The organism is Thermodesulfobacteriota bacterium (assembly GCA_040755095.1).
Classification (GTDB): Bacteria; Desulfobacterota; Desulfobulbia; order Desulfobulbales; family JBFMBH01; genus JBFMBH01.
In genome coordinates, this window is the sequence record JBFMBH010000129.1 from 1 (window position 1) to 12,858 (window position 12,858).

Here is a 12,858-nt window from a genome sequence, read left to right on the forward strand (position 1 = left end):
AGCTTTCTCGACTTAGACAAGACCCCCTCGGCCATGCACGAAATTTTTGGCATCCGGAAGGAATATCGCAACTATGTCCACAACGGCGTCATCTTCCTCCTCCACAAGGTCGGCCTTGTGGGGTTGGGCCTCTTTGCGGTCCTTCTTGTCTTTTTGTTCCGGAAGCTCCGGCTCGACGGCGCAACCCAGAGGTGCCTGCTGGCCCAAGGGCAGCTGCATGAGGTGTGTCTGGTGCAGGCGGCCCGCCTCTATGTCCTCCTGTCGGTGCCCACCAGCGTGATCGGCACGGAGATTCTGCAGTATCCGGGCAACGTGGCCATGGGCTTGTTGCTGGGTGGCGCCCTGGCTTTGCGGAAACGCCTGGCCCAGCGCCTCGTCCGATCCAGCCGGTCGGTGACGCAATGGGCCACCGCTCCCCGGTTGCGACTGACGCTTGACGAAGGTGGGGGGCAGGGGGTAAAAGCCTGAGTCGCTGCCGTGCTGGCGAGGGCGACTTCGGCGGCACTTGGCGCATCATGTGACAGCGTATGGGATTTGTATCGCTCGTGCTGCACCAAGTGCAGGCTGGATTCGACGATGACGGCATCTACGTGATGCCGGCGGCAGCCTTGGCCCAGCTTCTGGACAAGGCCGTGGCCCGAGGTTGCGCGGTCCGCTCCATGGTCGAGGCCCGGCAGGAGCCAACTGCGGGCCGTGTGCTGGCCCTGACCTTCGATGACGGCTTCCAGAGCGACTACTCCCTGGCGGCGCCGCTGATGCTGGATCGCGGACAGAGCGCCACCTTTTTCATCACGACCAGCTTCGTGGGCACAGCCGGCTACGTGGGCTGGCCCGCAGTGCGGGAACTGGCGGCCCTGGGCTTCGAGGTGGCTTCACACAGCCATGGCCACCCCTTCCTGAGTCGTCTGCCCACGGCGGCACTGCTGGCCGATCTCCGGGAGTCGCGGCAGCGGCTGGAGGATGCGATCAGCCGGCCAGTTCCCGGACTGGCGCTGCCTTTCGGGGATGGCAGCCGTCGCGTTTTCGACGCGGCGTGGCGGGCAGGCTATCAGTATGTGGCCACCTCGATGCCCGGTCGCAACCGGCCTGGCCAGCGTGTTCTCGGCCGTATCAGTGTGCACCGGCGATTCCCGGGGGGGCTTCTGGACGCTATCCTCGATGGTCGCACGTGGCCTTTGTGGCGTCTGGGGGCAGAATACCGTCTCAAAGCTCTGATCAAGGCATGCGTCGGGTTCGACAACTACCGCCGGCTGCGGCGGCGGATTGCGGAGTACTATTGATGGTGATCCCCTTTTGGATGACGGCCGGCATTCTGGTCTACACATACGTCGGCTATCCAGGCCTGCTGTGGCTCGTGGCGCGGCTGGCGTGCCGGTCTGCCGCACCGGCTCGATCCCGAAGGGGCCAGGAAGACCTGCCGGGGGTGACGGTCGTGGTGGCAGCCCTTAATGAGGAGCGGGTCATCGGCGAGCGGATCAAGAACCTTCTGGCCCAGGACTACCCCCAGGACCGCCTGGAGATCGTCATCGCTTCGGACGGCTCCACCGATCGCACCTGCGAGGTAGCCCGGGAGGTTGGTGGACCGGCGGTGCGGGTGTTCGATTTTTCGAAGCGACAGGGGAAAGCTCGGGTGCACAACGAGGTGGTGCCCCAAGCCAGCCACTCCGTGGTGGTTTTCACGGACGCCGACACCGAATTCGACCCGGCCTGCGTGCGTCATCTGGCCTCGGCCCTGGCGGACCCGGCGGTGGGCTGCGTGGTCGGCAACCTAGTGTACCGCTCCCGGGAGACGGCGGTAGCCCAGGCGGAGGGGGCCTACTGGCGGTATGAGAAGGCTCTGCGCCGCTCGGAGAGCCGCCTCGGCCTTTTGGCCACGGCCACCGGTGCGGTGATGGCCGTTCGCGCGGAGTGCTGGCGGGATCTTACGCCCATTGACGATTCGGACTTCACCACCCCTCTGGATGTGATGCTCCAAGGGCGCCGGGTGGTGCAGGTGGAGGAAGCGCTGGCTTACGACATCCCGCCAGCTACCGCCCGGGGCGAGCTGCGGGCTCGCATGCGCCAGACCTCCAAGAACCTGGTGGGCACCCTCCGGCGGTGGGGAGTGCGGGGCTGGCTGGAGCACCCCCTGGCCAGCTGGGGCCTAGTCTCCCATAAGCTGCTGCGTTGGTGCACGGCCTTCTTCCTGGTGACGCTCCTGGCGCTGAACCTGACTCTGGTGCAAGAGGGGACGATCTTCCGGCTGTTCCTGACCGCCCAGGGACTCTTCTATCTGGCCGCTCTTGCTGGGTTTGTCGGTGATGGCCGGCAGCTGCGGCTGCCCCTGGCCTCTCCCATCTTCAGCTTTGTCTTGGCCAGCATCGGCATGGGGATCGGTGTCATCAAGGGCTGCGCCGGTCGGGCACCGGCGACCTTCAGTACAGTGGATTGACGAGGAACTGTCGGCCAGGAAGAGGAGACCGCCGCCCATGGATGAGGTTACCCGGATCAGGCAGGCCTATCAGCGCCGCGACCAGCAGGGCAAACGGGGTCTCTATTCCTGCTTTCGTTCAGACATCCTCTATTCCATCCAACGGCGGGAAGCGGAGCTGTTCGATCTGTTCAAGGCCGAAGGAATCAGCGATCTCAGCGGGCTGGAGATTTTGGACCTGGGCTGCGGCAACGGCGCCATAATCAGGGACTTCGTCCGGTATGGCGCACGGCCGGAGCACCTCCATGGTCTGGACCTGTTGCCGGATCGGATCGAGGAGGCCCAAGGCGTCAACCCCAATATCGACTTCCGCTGCGGCAATGCGGAACGCCTGCCCTATGGCGATGGCCAGCTCGACATGGTGATCCTCTTCACGGTCTTCACCTCTATTCTGGATCCCGGGATGAGGCGAAATATTGCTGCCGAGGTGCTGCGTGTGCTCAAGCCCGGTGGGATCATCATCTGGTACGACTACCACATGAATAATCCCCGCAACCCGGATGTCCGTGGGGTCAAGAAGGACGAAATCACGAACCTGTTTCCGGGATGCCGATTCCGCTGCCGGCGTACGTCCCTGGCCCCGCCGCTCGCTACCATTCTGGCGCCGGTGTCCTGGATCCTGTGCACCTGTCTCGAGATGCTCCGTTTTTTGAATACCCACTACCTGTGCCTCATCCGCAAGCCGTGAGCCACGGTTTGCCGTGGTCGCGCCAGGAGAAGCGCGTGGAAAACCCATTGAGAGCACAGACGCCCCAGGAGGCCATCATCGAGGCTCGGCCGATCGGTGAGGTCCAGGATGAGGCACTGGAGAGCTTCCTGGCCAGCCAGCTGGCCTTCGTCCTTGAAGCCAGCCCCTTTTACCAGGCCAAGCTCGGCAGCACCCCGGGGACCATACCCCGCAAGGCCGACGAGTTGCAGCGGCTTCTGGCCGGGCTGCCCTTCACCACCAAGGCCGAGGTTCTGGCCGACCAGGAAGGGAGCCCACCCTTCGGCCGCAACCGCTGTGCCGAGCCTGCGGCCATTCTGCGGGTGCACAAGACCTCCGGCACTACGGGCCGGCCGGTGCTTTTGGCCTACACCGCCGAGGACATTCGCCTGACGGTGCAGGCAGGCGCCCGCTGCTTCCGGGCCGCCGGCCGGGGGCCCGGGAACATGGTGGCGCACTGCCTCAATTACTGCATGTGGGCAGGCGGCTATACTGACCATCAGAGCCTTGAGGCTACCGGCGCGGCGGTGATCCCCTTCGGAGTGGGCAACTCTCGAAATCTTCTGGAGACCATCCTTCTGCTCCGAGCAGACGCTATCCACTGCACCCCCTCGTACATGATCAAGCTGGAGGAGATTGTCCGGGACGAGCTGGGCATGGAGCCTGCTGCCCTGGGCCTGAAGCTGGGCCTGTTCGGTGCCGAGGCTGGTCTCGAAGATCCCAACTTCCGCCAGCAGCTGGAAGCCACCTGGGGGATGCGGGCCATGAACGCCAACTATGGCATGTCCGACGTCTTGTCCATGTTCGGCGCCGAGTGTGCCGAGCGACGGGGGCTCCATTTCTTCGGTCAGGGGATCGTTCACGTCGAGATCATCGATCCCGAGTCCGGCTGCGGCCGGGCCATCGAGGCGGGCGCTGCCGGTGAGCTGGTGCTGACCAATCTGCGCAAACGGGCTCAGCCCATGATCCGATACCGGACCGGGGACGTTATCGAAGTCTTGGGCACCGAGACCTGCGGCTGCGGCCGAGGCGGATTCCGTTTCCGGGTGCGGGGCCGGGCCGACGACATGATCGTGGTCAAGGGCCTCAATGTCTTTCCCTCGGCAGTGGCCGGGGTCGTCAACGAGCACCTGGGGGAGCTGACCGGTGCCTATGAGATCGTCATCAGCCGCCACAACCCGGTGCAGCGTTTCCTGGTGCGGGCCGAGGCCCGCGCCGAGGCGGCAGCAGACTGCCATGCCCGGCTGCTGGCAGCGCTCACCCGGCGCCTGACCATCCGGCCGGAGCTGGAGTTGCTGCCCGCCGGCTCCCTGCCCAGGACCGAAGGCAAGAGCAAGCGGATTCGTCGCGGGCTCTGAAAGGACATCCCCGGGACCAGTCTAGGCTGGTTGGCGGCACACTCCCGGAAGGAGGGAACATGTATATCAAACGAGCGAGCACGATTCAGGCATCGGAGATCGCCGACTACCTCAATGCCGAGCTGCACGGTGCCGATTTCGCCGTTCAGGGTCCAGGGTCGGGCAGCAGCCCGGTCGCCCAGTCCCTCATCTATCTCGAGGATGCGGCACAGGCCGGGGATATCGATTGGGGGGGCACGGCAGAGGTCCTGGTTATTACACCGTCTCCTGTGCCGACATCACCCCGCTCGGCTTTCATCCTGTCGGCCAACCCCCGCCTGGACTTTGCGGTGGTCATGCACGAGTTCTTCCTCCAAGAGCTGGAGCACCGCATCCATCCCATCGCCCAGGTGGATCCAGGCGCGTCGATCGAGCGTAACGTGCTCATTGCAGCTAACGCTGCCATCGGCCCGGGAGTGACGATCGGCCGCAACAGCGTCATCATGAACAATGTGGTGGTCGTCGGCCCCGTGACTATCGGCAGCGACTGCGTCATCAAGAGCAACACCGTCATCGGCACCGAGGGGTATGCCTTTGTCGCCAGCCTGAATGGAAGGCCGATGCACGTCCCGCAGCTGGGTACCATCCACATCGGCGACCGGGTCTGGATCGGCGCCAACGCCACGGTGGAGCGATCGGAGATCAGGGACACGATCATCGGTGCCGACACCAAGATTGACGACCTGGTCCACATCGGCGGCGGCAGCCTGGTAGCCGATCATTGCATGGTCACCGCCGGCGTCATCGTCGGACGAGAGGTGCGGATCGCCACTGGCGCCTGGCTGGCACCGGGGGCCACAGTGCGTAACGGCGTCACCATCGGCCGGAATGTGGTGGTCGGCCAAGGTTGCGTGGTGGTGAAGGATCTGGAGGCGAACGGTGTCTACGTTGGCGTTCCGGCCCGCTTCCTCCGCAAGAATACCGGGAGCGTCATCGATGAATAAGCCAACTCGCCAGTTTGACGAGAAGCTGTCGCCCTTCCTGCGGCTGAAGCTGGAGGAGCTGCACGCGACCTTCGGCCCCGGATCCCAGCAATACCTGGGCCTGGCCCGCCAGTACCTCCGGGATGACCGGGAGGCCCTGGAAGGCCTGGAGAACAACGTCAAGCATTACGAGGCCGGCCTGGAGGTGGAGAGCCACGGCGAGGCCCTGCATGGCATGGAGCGCCTGTACCGGCACACCATCGTCATCGAGCCGACCTTCGTCTGCGCTGCCCATTGCCGGTACTGCCTGCGCAGCCACTATCCCCGCCACACGTTGACCGAGGCGCAGATTACCGAGATTGCCAAGTTCTGCGGGGCGCCGGAGCGGCGGGATGAGGTCAACGAGGTCCTGATCACCGGCGGCGATCCCCTCATGATCCCCAAGCGCCTCAATTTTCTCATCGAGGCCCTCCTGGAGCATGCGCCCAACGTCCGCACCTTCCGTATCGGCTCCCGTCTCATGACCCAGTACCCTCAAAAGGTCGATGACGCGGTGTTTGCGGTGTTCCGCAACAAGCCGGAGGTCCGGTTCGAGATCGCAACCCAAATCAGCCATCCGGTCGAGTTCTTCCCGGAGACCTGCGCCATCTTCAAACGCGTTCGCGACCTGGGCATCAAGATCTACTCCCAGAATGTCCTACTGAAAGGGGTCAACGACGACATCGACACCCTCGTGCGGCTCTATGATCTCATGCGCGTCCATGATCTGGAGCCCCACTACCTGTTCCATTGTGTGCCGATGCGGGGTATCCACCACCTTCGCACCAGCGTCGACACGGGTATCCGTCTCATCCGCCAGCTGGTCATGGGCGGTCTCATCTCCGGCCGAGCCAAGCCCATGTTTGCGGCCATGACTGACATCGGCAAGATCACCTTCTACGAGGGGGTGATCCGCGCGCGCCGGGACGGCTGGCTTCTGTTACAGAGCCAGTACCGGATGGCGGACCGCCTGGCCCACAATCCGAGCTGGGTGCTGCCAGCCAACGCCGAGGTGGACGGAGACGGCCTGTTGCGGGTCTGGTATCTGGACGGCAGTGACGAGCCGGCGTGAGGGTTCCGTTCGTGTCCCTGAGAATGCATCCGGTTCCCCCGGTTTCGCTACCGTCGACGGTTATTGAAGGGCTCACCTACCGGGCCGTGGCGCCGGCCGATTCCCTGGATGGGGTCAACGACCTGTTTCGTCGAACTTTCCCGGACGGCTATTGGCAGGGCTCCTTTGCCGCCTACTGGCGCTGGGTCAACGGCAGCCCGTCCGGTCCCGGCCACCTCTTCACCGCCAGCGACGGCGACCGGGTGGTGGGGGCGCTGAGCTTCCTGTCTGAACGGCTGATCGGCCACGGGGGCCAGTATCTCGGGGTGCAGGCCGGGAATGCCATGACCGATCCCGACTACCGGCGGCGAGGCATCTACACCAACATCAGCCACGTCGCCTTCGAATCCCTGGCCGCCTCCGGCGTCGATCTGGTCTTCGGCTATACCTTGAACGAGCGGGTGCTGCAAACCGAGATGAAGATCGGCTACCGCCGCATGGGGGACGGGGTGAGCTACGTCGCGCCCCTCCATCTGGGGCGCTTGCTGGGCCATCGGCTTCCGGCCCTGGACCGGCCGTGGTGCCGGGCAATCACCGGCCGTGGCCTGCTGCGCCTGGGCCGATGGCTGGCAGGCAGGGGGCTGAAAGAAGCCGCAGGGGTGGTCGTCCGGGAGGTGGACCGGCCGCCCGCGGAGGCCGAAGCCCTGGCGGTTGCCCGCCGGGACAGGCGCCAATACGAGATCCTGAAGGATCTTCGGCAGCTGGCCTGGAAATACGCGCCGGCGCCGGTGGCCGGTGGCAATGGCTTCCGCTTTTTGACGGCCCGGCGGCAGGGCCGCCTGCTGGGTTTTGCCGTCTGCGGTCGCCGGGAGATCCAGGGGGCACCAGGACTGGCCATCTACGAGGTGGTGACCGAGCCGGCGGCCGAGCGGCCGGCGTCTCTGGCCCTGGGCCGACGGCTGGTGGAGCTTGCAGAACACGCCGGCCTGGCGCTGGTAGCCTGTGTTGCCGATGAGAACGGCCCACTGGCCCCCGTGCTGCCCAGGCTGGGCTTCGTGAAGACCGATCACCGCTTCAAGGGCATCATCAAAGTCCTCAACCCGGCCCTGCCGGAGACCCTCCAGGAGGCATCCTTCTGGCGCCACAGTTGGGGGGCCATGGATTACTTCTGACCAGGACCTGCCGGTGGTGGCAGGCTCCGGAACGACAACTGGCAACACCAACGCGGACGGACGCGCCCGGGGCTTACCCATCATGCCTTGGGAGAGTAGACTAACAACACCGGCACAGCCGTGCCAGGTGCGGCCTCCTCCCACGGGCTCGACCCCCAGGGGCGGGACACCTGGCATGCCGGCCACCTGTTCCTGCTGGAGCGAAGTGATGACGCGAAGGAACCCGGCATGGACTTGACCATACGTCCCATGACGCAACAGGATCTGTCGGCCGTGGTCGAGATCCACAAGGGATCGTACCAGGAGGATCACGTCACCTCCCGGTACTCGCCGAGGCTGCTCCATGAGCTGTACCGGCAGGTGCTCACCACCAACCGGTACTGCTTTGTGGCTTGCCTGCGGGGACAGGTGGCGGGGTTCCTGCTTGCCGGTGAGCACACCCGGCAGGCAGTGAACGTCTTTTTATGGGGCAACAAGCTGGGTCTGCTCGCCACTGTTCTTCGCCACCCTTCGTTCTTGCGCTCCAGCGTTGTCGGCCTCATGCACCGGATCACCGCCAAAGAGGAGCCGGTAGTGGCGGTCAAGATCTTGTCCATCGCCGTGGCCGCAAACCAGCAGCGTCGCGGCATCGGCCAGGCGCTCCTGGAGCATCTGGAAATACAGCTCCGGCGGGATGGCGTGCCTGCCTATGGGCTGTTCGTGAAGAGAAGCAATACCCCGGCCATCGCCTTCTATCGGCGCAACGCTTTTCTGGCGGCGCGGGAGACCGACCAATCCATCTACTTCGAAAAACAGCTCGACGGCCCCGCTCCCCCCACCGGCGTGTGAACGGGCCACCGCCGACCGACCCTGCACACCACCATGCCCGCGACCCCGGCATTCCTGCCTTTTGCCCTGCCTCTCCTCGGTGAGGAGGAGATCGCCGAGGTGACGGCGGTGATGCGATCCGGCTGGCTCACCACCGGCCCCCGGGCTCGTGCCTTCGAGCAGGAATTCGCGGCCTTTGTCGGTGGCCGCTATGCCCTGGCCGTGAACAGCGCCACCGCCGGGCTGCACCTGGCCCTGGAGGCCATCGGCATCGGGCCCGGCGACCGGGTGCTCACCAGCCCGTACACCTTCACGGCCACTGCCGAGGTGGTGCGCTATCTCAGGGCGGACGTGGTATTCGCCGACATCGAGCCCGGAACGTGCAATCTGGATCCCACCCAGGCAGCCACGGCCCTGGCCCGCCATCCAGAAGTCAGGGCGATTATGCCGGTCCATTTTGCCGGCCAAGCCTGCGACATGGCGGCCTTGGGCACCCTCGCCGCCCGGCATGGCGCCCGCATCGTAGAGGATGCTGCTCACGCACTGCCGACCACCTGGGACGGTCGCCTGATCGGCGGTTTCGGGGACCTCACCGTCTTCAGCTTTTATGTCACCAAGACTCTGGCCACCGGCGAGGGTGGAATGGTGGTGACGGACAACCCGGCTCATGCCGAGCGAATTTCCACCATGCGGCTGCACGGCATCAACCGGGACGTCTTCGATCGCTACTCGGCCACCCGACCCTCCTGGTACTACGAGGTGGTGGCGCCCGGCTTCAAGTACAACATGACCGACTTGGCAGCCGCCATCGGCATCCATCAGCTGCGCAAGGTCAACGCCTTCCAGGCCCGCCGGGCCTGGATCGCCGGGCGCTATGCCGAGGCCTTCCGGGATCTGCCCTTGCGGCTGCCGGCGGTGGTGCGACCCCAGGAAACTCATGCCTGGCACCTGTTCGTCATCCAGCTCGATCTTCCCTCCCTCGCCATCGGCCGGGACCGCTTCATTGAGCTGATGTGCGAGGCCGGCATCGGCACCAGCGTCCATTTCATCCCCCTGCACCTTCAACCGTACTGGCGGGACCGGTACGGCCTGCAGCCCGAGGATTTTCCCGAGGCTTACGGGGTCTACCAACGGGCGGTGAGCCTGCCCATCTACCCGAAGATGACCGACGAGGACGTGGAGCGGGTGATCGCGGCGGTGCGGGGCATTCTTCTCCGGTACCAGGCATGACGGCCAAGCGGCTTTTCGATCTGGCCTTGACCATCCCTGGCCTTCTGCTTCTCTCGCCGCTCCTCCTGGGCATCGCTCTTTGGATCCGTTTCGACAGCCCTGGACCGGTGCTGTTCCGCCAGCGGCGGGTAGGGAAGGGCGGCCGGCCGTTCTTTGTTCTCAAGTTTCGGACCATGGTGGTGGACGCCGAGGCCAGAGGCCCCAAGATCACGGTCGGTGACGATCCGAGGATCACCCGTAGCGGCCGTTTCCTGCGCCAGTCCAAGCTGGACGAGCTGCCGCAGCTCCTCAATGTGGTCAAGGGCGACATGAGCCTGGTAGGTCCACGGCCTGAGGTCCCGGAATACGTAGCCCTGTATCCGCCAGAGGTCCGGGAGGAGGTCTTGAGCACTCCCCCCGGCATCACCGACTTCGCCTCCATCGAATTCAAGGAAGAGAGCCGCATCCTGGCCGAGGCGGGCGATCCCCATCGGGCTTACCTGGAGACCATCCTGCCCATCAAGCTCGCCCACTACCGCCGCTATGTCCGCAAACGCTCCCTGGCTTTGGATCTGCTCCTGATTGTGAGGACCATCTGGGCTATCGCCGTTCGCTCCTGAGGCGGAGGAAAGGGCGACGGCCGTCGCCGCTTGCACAGCCGAGAAGCTGAGCCATGCCTGCAGCCGCCCCGGGAAACACCCTTGATCCTGCCCAGCAAGCCCTGGTTGATCTGGTGGCCGGACGGCCGGCGGCGGTCCGCGATTGGCAAGCCGTAATACTCCTCGCCCGGCGAAACCGGGTGGCCGCCTTCCTGGGCAGCCGCATAGGCCAGTTGTCGCCGTCACCCCCTGCTGAGATCGCCCGCACCCTGGCCATGCATCATCTGGCGACCAGGGCCGCCAACCGCCGCCTCATGGCCGGCCTGGCGGCCATCGGCCGGCAGCTGGCAGGTCTTGGCCTGGTGGCGGTGCCGGTCAAGGGGGCCTCCCTGATTCTGCGGCTCTATCCGGATCCTGGCCAGCGGTCCATGTCGGATCTGGATCTGTGGGTCGCCGGACCCGACGCCGGCCGCGCCCGGCACGCGCTGGTGGCAAGCGGGCTGGCCCTCGACTTTCCCGGTGATCCACCCCTTTCTCGCTTCCACCACCAGATGGACCTGCGCCTGGGTTGCCTGGAGGGCCGCCGGCCGGCCTGGGGACACCTTCCCCCTCTGCTTCTGGTCGACAGCGACGTCAAGGTGGAGATCCACCCTTCCTTTGACTGGCACCCCAGACTTCTACCGCCAGCATTGACAGCGGCGATCTGGTCCCGGATCCAGGCGACGCCAGGCTGGCCCGGGGTGGCTTTCCTCGCCCCCGAGGACGAGCTGCGCCTGCTTCTCGCCCATCTTCTCTATCACGCGGCGGACGGCGGCCTGCCGCTTCTCCTCTACCTGGATCTGGCCTTGGCCTGGGGCGCGCCATCCTGGCGATCGGGCGGCGAGGATGTGGACGATCCCGAGGCCCGTGGCGCCCTGGCCCTGGCGGTGGCGGCCCTCGGCGATCCGGCCACGGCCGGTGGGCTGGGTCCGGCCTGGCCCTGGCGCCGGCTCTGTCTGGAAAGCTGTGCTGCCGTCGGCTCGTCACCATCCGGTGCCGGCGAGGACGGCCGCTGGCTGGTCGAGCGCTGGCGGATGCTCGGTCAGGTCCCGGGCTGGGGCAACCGACTGCGCTACCTGGCCGGTTGGCTTGTCCCCTCGCCAGCCTTCATGCGAGCATCCCTCACGGCAGACACCCCGGCAAGGCTCGTGGCAGCGTACTGGCGGCGCTTGGCCGGTATCGTCGGCCGGGGGCTCCGGGGCTTGCTGCCGAGCCGGGGAGCGGGATCCCGGTGACTCCCCCCGCGGAATGATCCTGAACCTCCACCCCCCCGAGCATGAATGGCAGGAGGGTTAACCGGGGGGCGCGATGCTGGTCGGCCAAAGGGTCGGGCAGTGGTGAGAACGTTCTGATGGCCGTGTCCCTTCAAGGGTTGGCCCGCAGGATCAGGACCGGCGACCGGGGGCCGTGGCTGCTGCCGCAGTCCGCGCGCACCGCCCCCAGAGGGACATGTCGGCGGGGAGCGGGAACACTACTTCAGTACGGTTGCCGAGAGGGAAGAGCTGCACCCAGGTCGGGCGCGGGAATCGGGCCAGGAGCAAGGCGTACCCGCTGGCGCCCGGGACCGAGCTCCAGCGCAGCACAGTGCGGCCGGGCCGCAAGGTCGGTCGCAGGTCCGGGGCGGCGAGCCGGTTGGTCTTGAAGTCGAAGCTGTCGAACCCGTCGTCGCAGTCCACCCGCCAGGCATAAAGCGGATAGCGGCCACGGTGGTGGCTGTCCAGTAGCTGGCCTCCCGGGTGCCCGGGAAGAAGCGCCGGTCCACCGCTGGAACAGGCGGTCGTGAGCCACCAGGCTCCGCAACTCCCGGATGGTGGGTAATCCTCGGCCGGGGCTACCGGTTCATCCCGGTTTGGACAGCCGGGCCGGAGCTGGCCATCCCCGGCATTCTCTGGAACTGGATCAAGCCGGATGCCTGGTGCGCCTAGTTCGTCCTCGGCTCCCGGCAGGGCGATCCCACGCCGCCGGTACCCAGTGCGGGCAGTCTCTTCCGCCGCCAGCGCTGATTCTTGCCCTGTGCGGCCGCTGGCCGGGTAGGGAAGGGCGGCAGGGGCCGTTTCCAGCCTCAGAGCATCAGCGCAAGAAGCTCCTGCCGCAGCCGCTCCACCTGCCTCAGCCCCCGGTTGGGGGAGAGATCCCAGCCGTAGAAGCCGAGGTTCTCGGTCAGGTCCTGCTGCTGGCGATAGAACTCCCGCTGGGCGGCGAGGCTGCCGGGAGGAAGCGGCTGCCAGCCCGCGCCCTCGAAGGCCCGCAGGGAGACGATCAGCGGGTAGCGCCCCCGCCGTACCGCCAGGAAGGAGGCGATCTGCTGGCGCTGGCGGTCGCCCACCTGCGGGTTGACGTAGGCGTGCATCTCCAGGATGTCGAAGGCCCCTTCCGTGAAGAAGGCGGCGAACTCCTCCCGGGTCACGCAGTTGGTGCTGAGCATCACCGGCCGTTCCGGGTCAAG

General features: G+C 66.0%; 13 protein-coding genes. 12 read left to right on the forward strand and 1 reads right to left on the reverse strand.

Going from position 1 to position 12,858, the window contains the following annotated elements:
• The 12 genes from AB1634_15940 to AB1634_15995 all read left to right on the forward strand — a co-directional run.
• A partial coding sequence (locus AB1634_15940; GenBank protein MEW6221004.1) for a hypothetical protein occupies positions 1–468 on the forward strand: 468 nt, incomplete at its 5' end.
• Between the two features lie 59 nt (positions 469–527).
• Positions 528–1,280, forward strand: coding sequence for a polysaccharide deacetylase family protein (locus tag AB1634_15945; GenBank protein MEW6221005.1), 753 nt, complete (start codon positions 528–530; stop codon positions 1,278–1,280).
• A complete protein-coding gene (locus AB1634_15950; GenBank protein ID MEW6221006.1) occupies positions 1,280–2,431 on the forward strand; it encodes a glycosyltransferase family 2 protein in 1,152 nt (383 codons plus the stop codon). The genes AB1634_15945 and AB1634_15950 overlap by 1 nt, the downstream gene beginning before the upstream one ends.
• A gap of 37 nt (positions 2,432–2,468) precedes the next feature.
• On the forward strand, positions 2,469–3,158 hold the full coding sequence (locus AB1634_15955; protein MEW6221007.1) for a class I SAM-dependent methyltransferase: 690 nt from the start codon (positions 2,469–2,471) through the stop codon (positions 3,156–3,158).
• Positions 3,159–3,193: 35 nt separating this feature from the next.
• Positions 3,194–4,534, forward strand: coding sequence for a phenylacetate--CoA ligase family protein (locus AB1634_15960; GenBank protein ID MEW6221008.1), 1,341 nt, complete (start codon positions 3,194–3,196; stop codon positions 4,532–4,534).
• 59 nt (positions 4,535–4,593) lie between these two features.
• Positions 4,594–5,517: a DapH/DapD/GlmU-related protein gene (locus tag AB1634_15965; GenBank protein ID MEW6221009.1), complete on the forward strand. Its 924-nt coding sequence runs from the start codon at positions 4,594–4,596 to the stop codon at positions 5,515–5,517.
• Entirely contained in the window at positions 5,510–6,607 is a 1,098-nt protein-coding gene (locus AB1634_15970; GenBank protein ID MEW6221010.1) for a radical SAM protein, read from the forward strand. Before AB1634_15965 ends, AB1634_15970 begins: the two co-directional genes overlap by 8 nt.
• Before the next feature lie 11 nt (positions 6,608–6,618).
• A complete protein-coding gene (locus AB1634_15975; protein ID MEW6221011.1) occupies positions 6,619–7,758 on the forward strand; it encodes a GNAT family N-acetyltransferase in 1,140 nt (379 codons plus the stop codon).
• Positions 7,759–7,986: 228 nt separating this feature from the next.
• Positions 7,987–8,586: an N-acetyltransferase gene (locus AB1634_15980; protein ID MEW6221012.1), complete on the forward strand. Its 600-nt coding sequence runs from the start codon at positions 7,987–7,989 to the stop codon at positions 8,584–8,586.
• A 33-nt stretch (positions 8,587–8,619) separates the two neighbouring features.
• Positions 8,620–9,795, forward strand: coding sequence for a DegT/DnrJ/EryC1/StrS family aminotransferase (locus AB1634_15985; protein ID MEW6221013.1), 1,176 nt, complete (start codon positions 8,620–8,622; stop codon positions 9,793–9,795).
• Complete coding sequence (locus AB1634_15990; GenBank protein ID MEW6221014.1) at positions 9,792–10,394, forward strand: sugar transferase; 603 nt, start codon at positions 9,792–9,794, stop codon at positions 10,392–10,394. Before AB1634_15985 ends, AB1634_15990 begins: the two co-directional genes overlap by 4 nt.
• Positions 10,395–10,447: 53 nt before the next feature.
• Positions 10,448–11,647: a nucleotidyltransferase family protein gene (locus AB1634_15995; GenBank protein MEW6221015.1), complete on the forward strand. Its 1,200-nt coding sequence runs from the start codon at positions 10,448–10,450 to the stop codon at positions 11,645–11,647.
• An 827-nt stretch (positions 11,648–12,474) separates the two neighbouring features.
• On the opposite strand, the gene AB1634_16000 is transcribed toward AB1634_15995, so the two are convergent.
• Positions 12,475–12,858, reverse strand: a 384-nt coding sequence (locus AB1634_16000; protein ID MEW6221016.1) for a hypothetical protein, incomplete at its 5' end; no start/stop codon positions are given.

Coding starts and splice junctions, on each gene's coding strand:
- AB1634_15990 (MEW6221014.1), top strand. CDS start 9,792: ATGACGGCCAAGCGGCTTTTCGATCTGGCCTTGACCATCCCTGGCCTT.
- AB1634_15945 (MEW6221005.1), top strand. CDS start 528: ATGGGATTTGTATCGCTCGTGCTGCACCAAGTGCAGGCTGGATTCGAC.
- AB1634_15955 (MEW6221007.1), top strand. CDS start 2,469: ATGGATGAGGTTACCCGGATCAGGCAGGCCTATCAGCGCCGCGACCAG.
- AB1634_15970 (MEW6221010.1), top strand. CDS start 5,510: ATGAATAAGCCAACTCGCCAGTTTGACGAGAAGCTGTCGCCCTTCCTG.
- AB1634_15965 (MEW6221009.1), top strand. CDS start 4,594: ATGTATATCAAACGAGCGAGCACGATTCAGGCATCGGAGATCGCCGAC.
- AB1634_15980 (MEW6221012.1), top strand. CDS start 7,987: ATGGACTTGACCATACGTCCCATGACGCAACAGGATCTGTCGGCCGTG.
- AB1634_15950 (MEW6221006.1), top strand. CDS start 1,280: ATGGTGATCCCCTTTTGGATGACGGCCGGCATTCTGGTCTACACATAC.
- AB1634_15985 (MEW6221013.1), top strand. CDS start 8,620: ATGCCCGCGACCCCGGCATTCCTGCCTTTTGCCCTGCCTCTCCTCGGT.
- AB1634_15995 (MEW6221015.1), top strand. CDS start 10,448: ATGCCTGCAGCCGCCCCGGGAAACACCCTTGATCCTGCCCAGCAAGCC.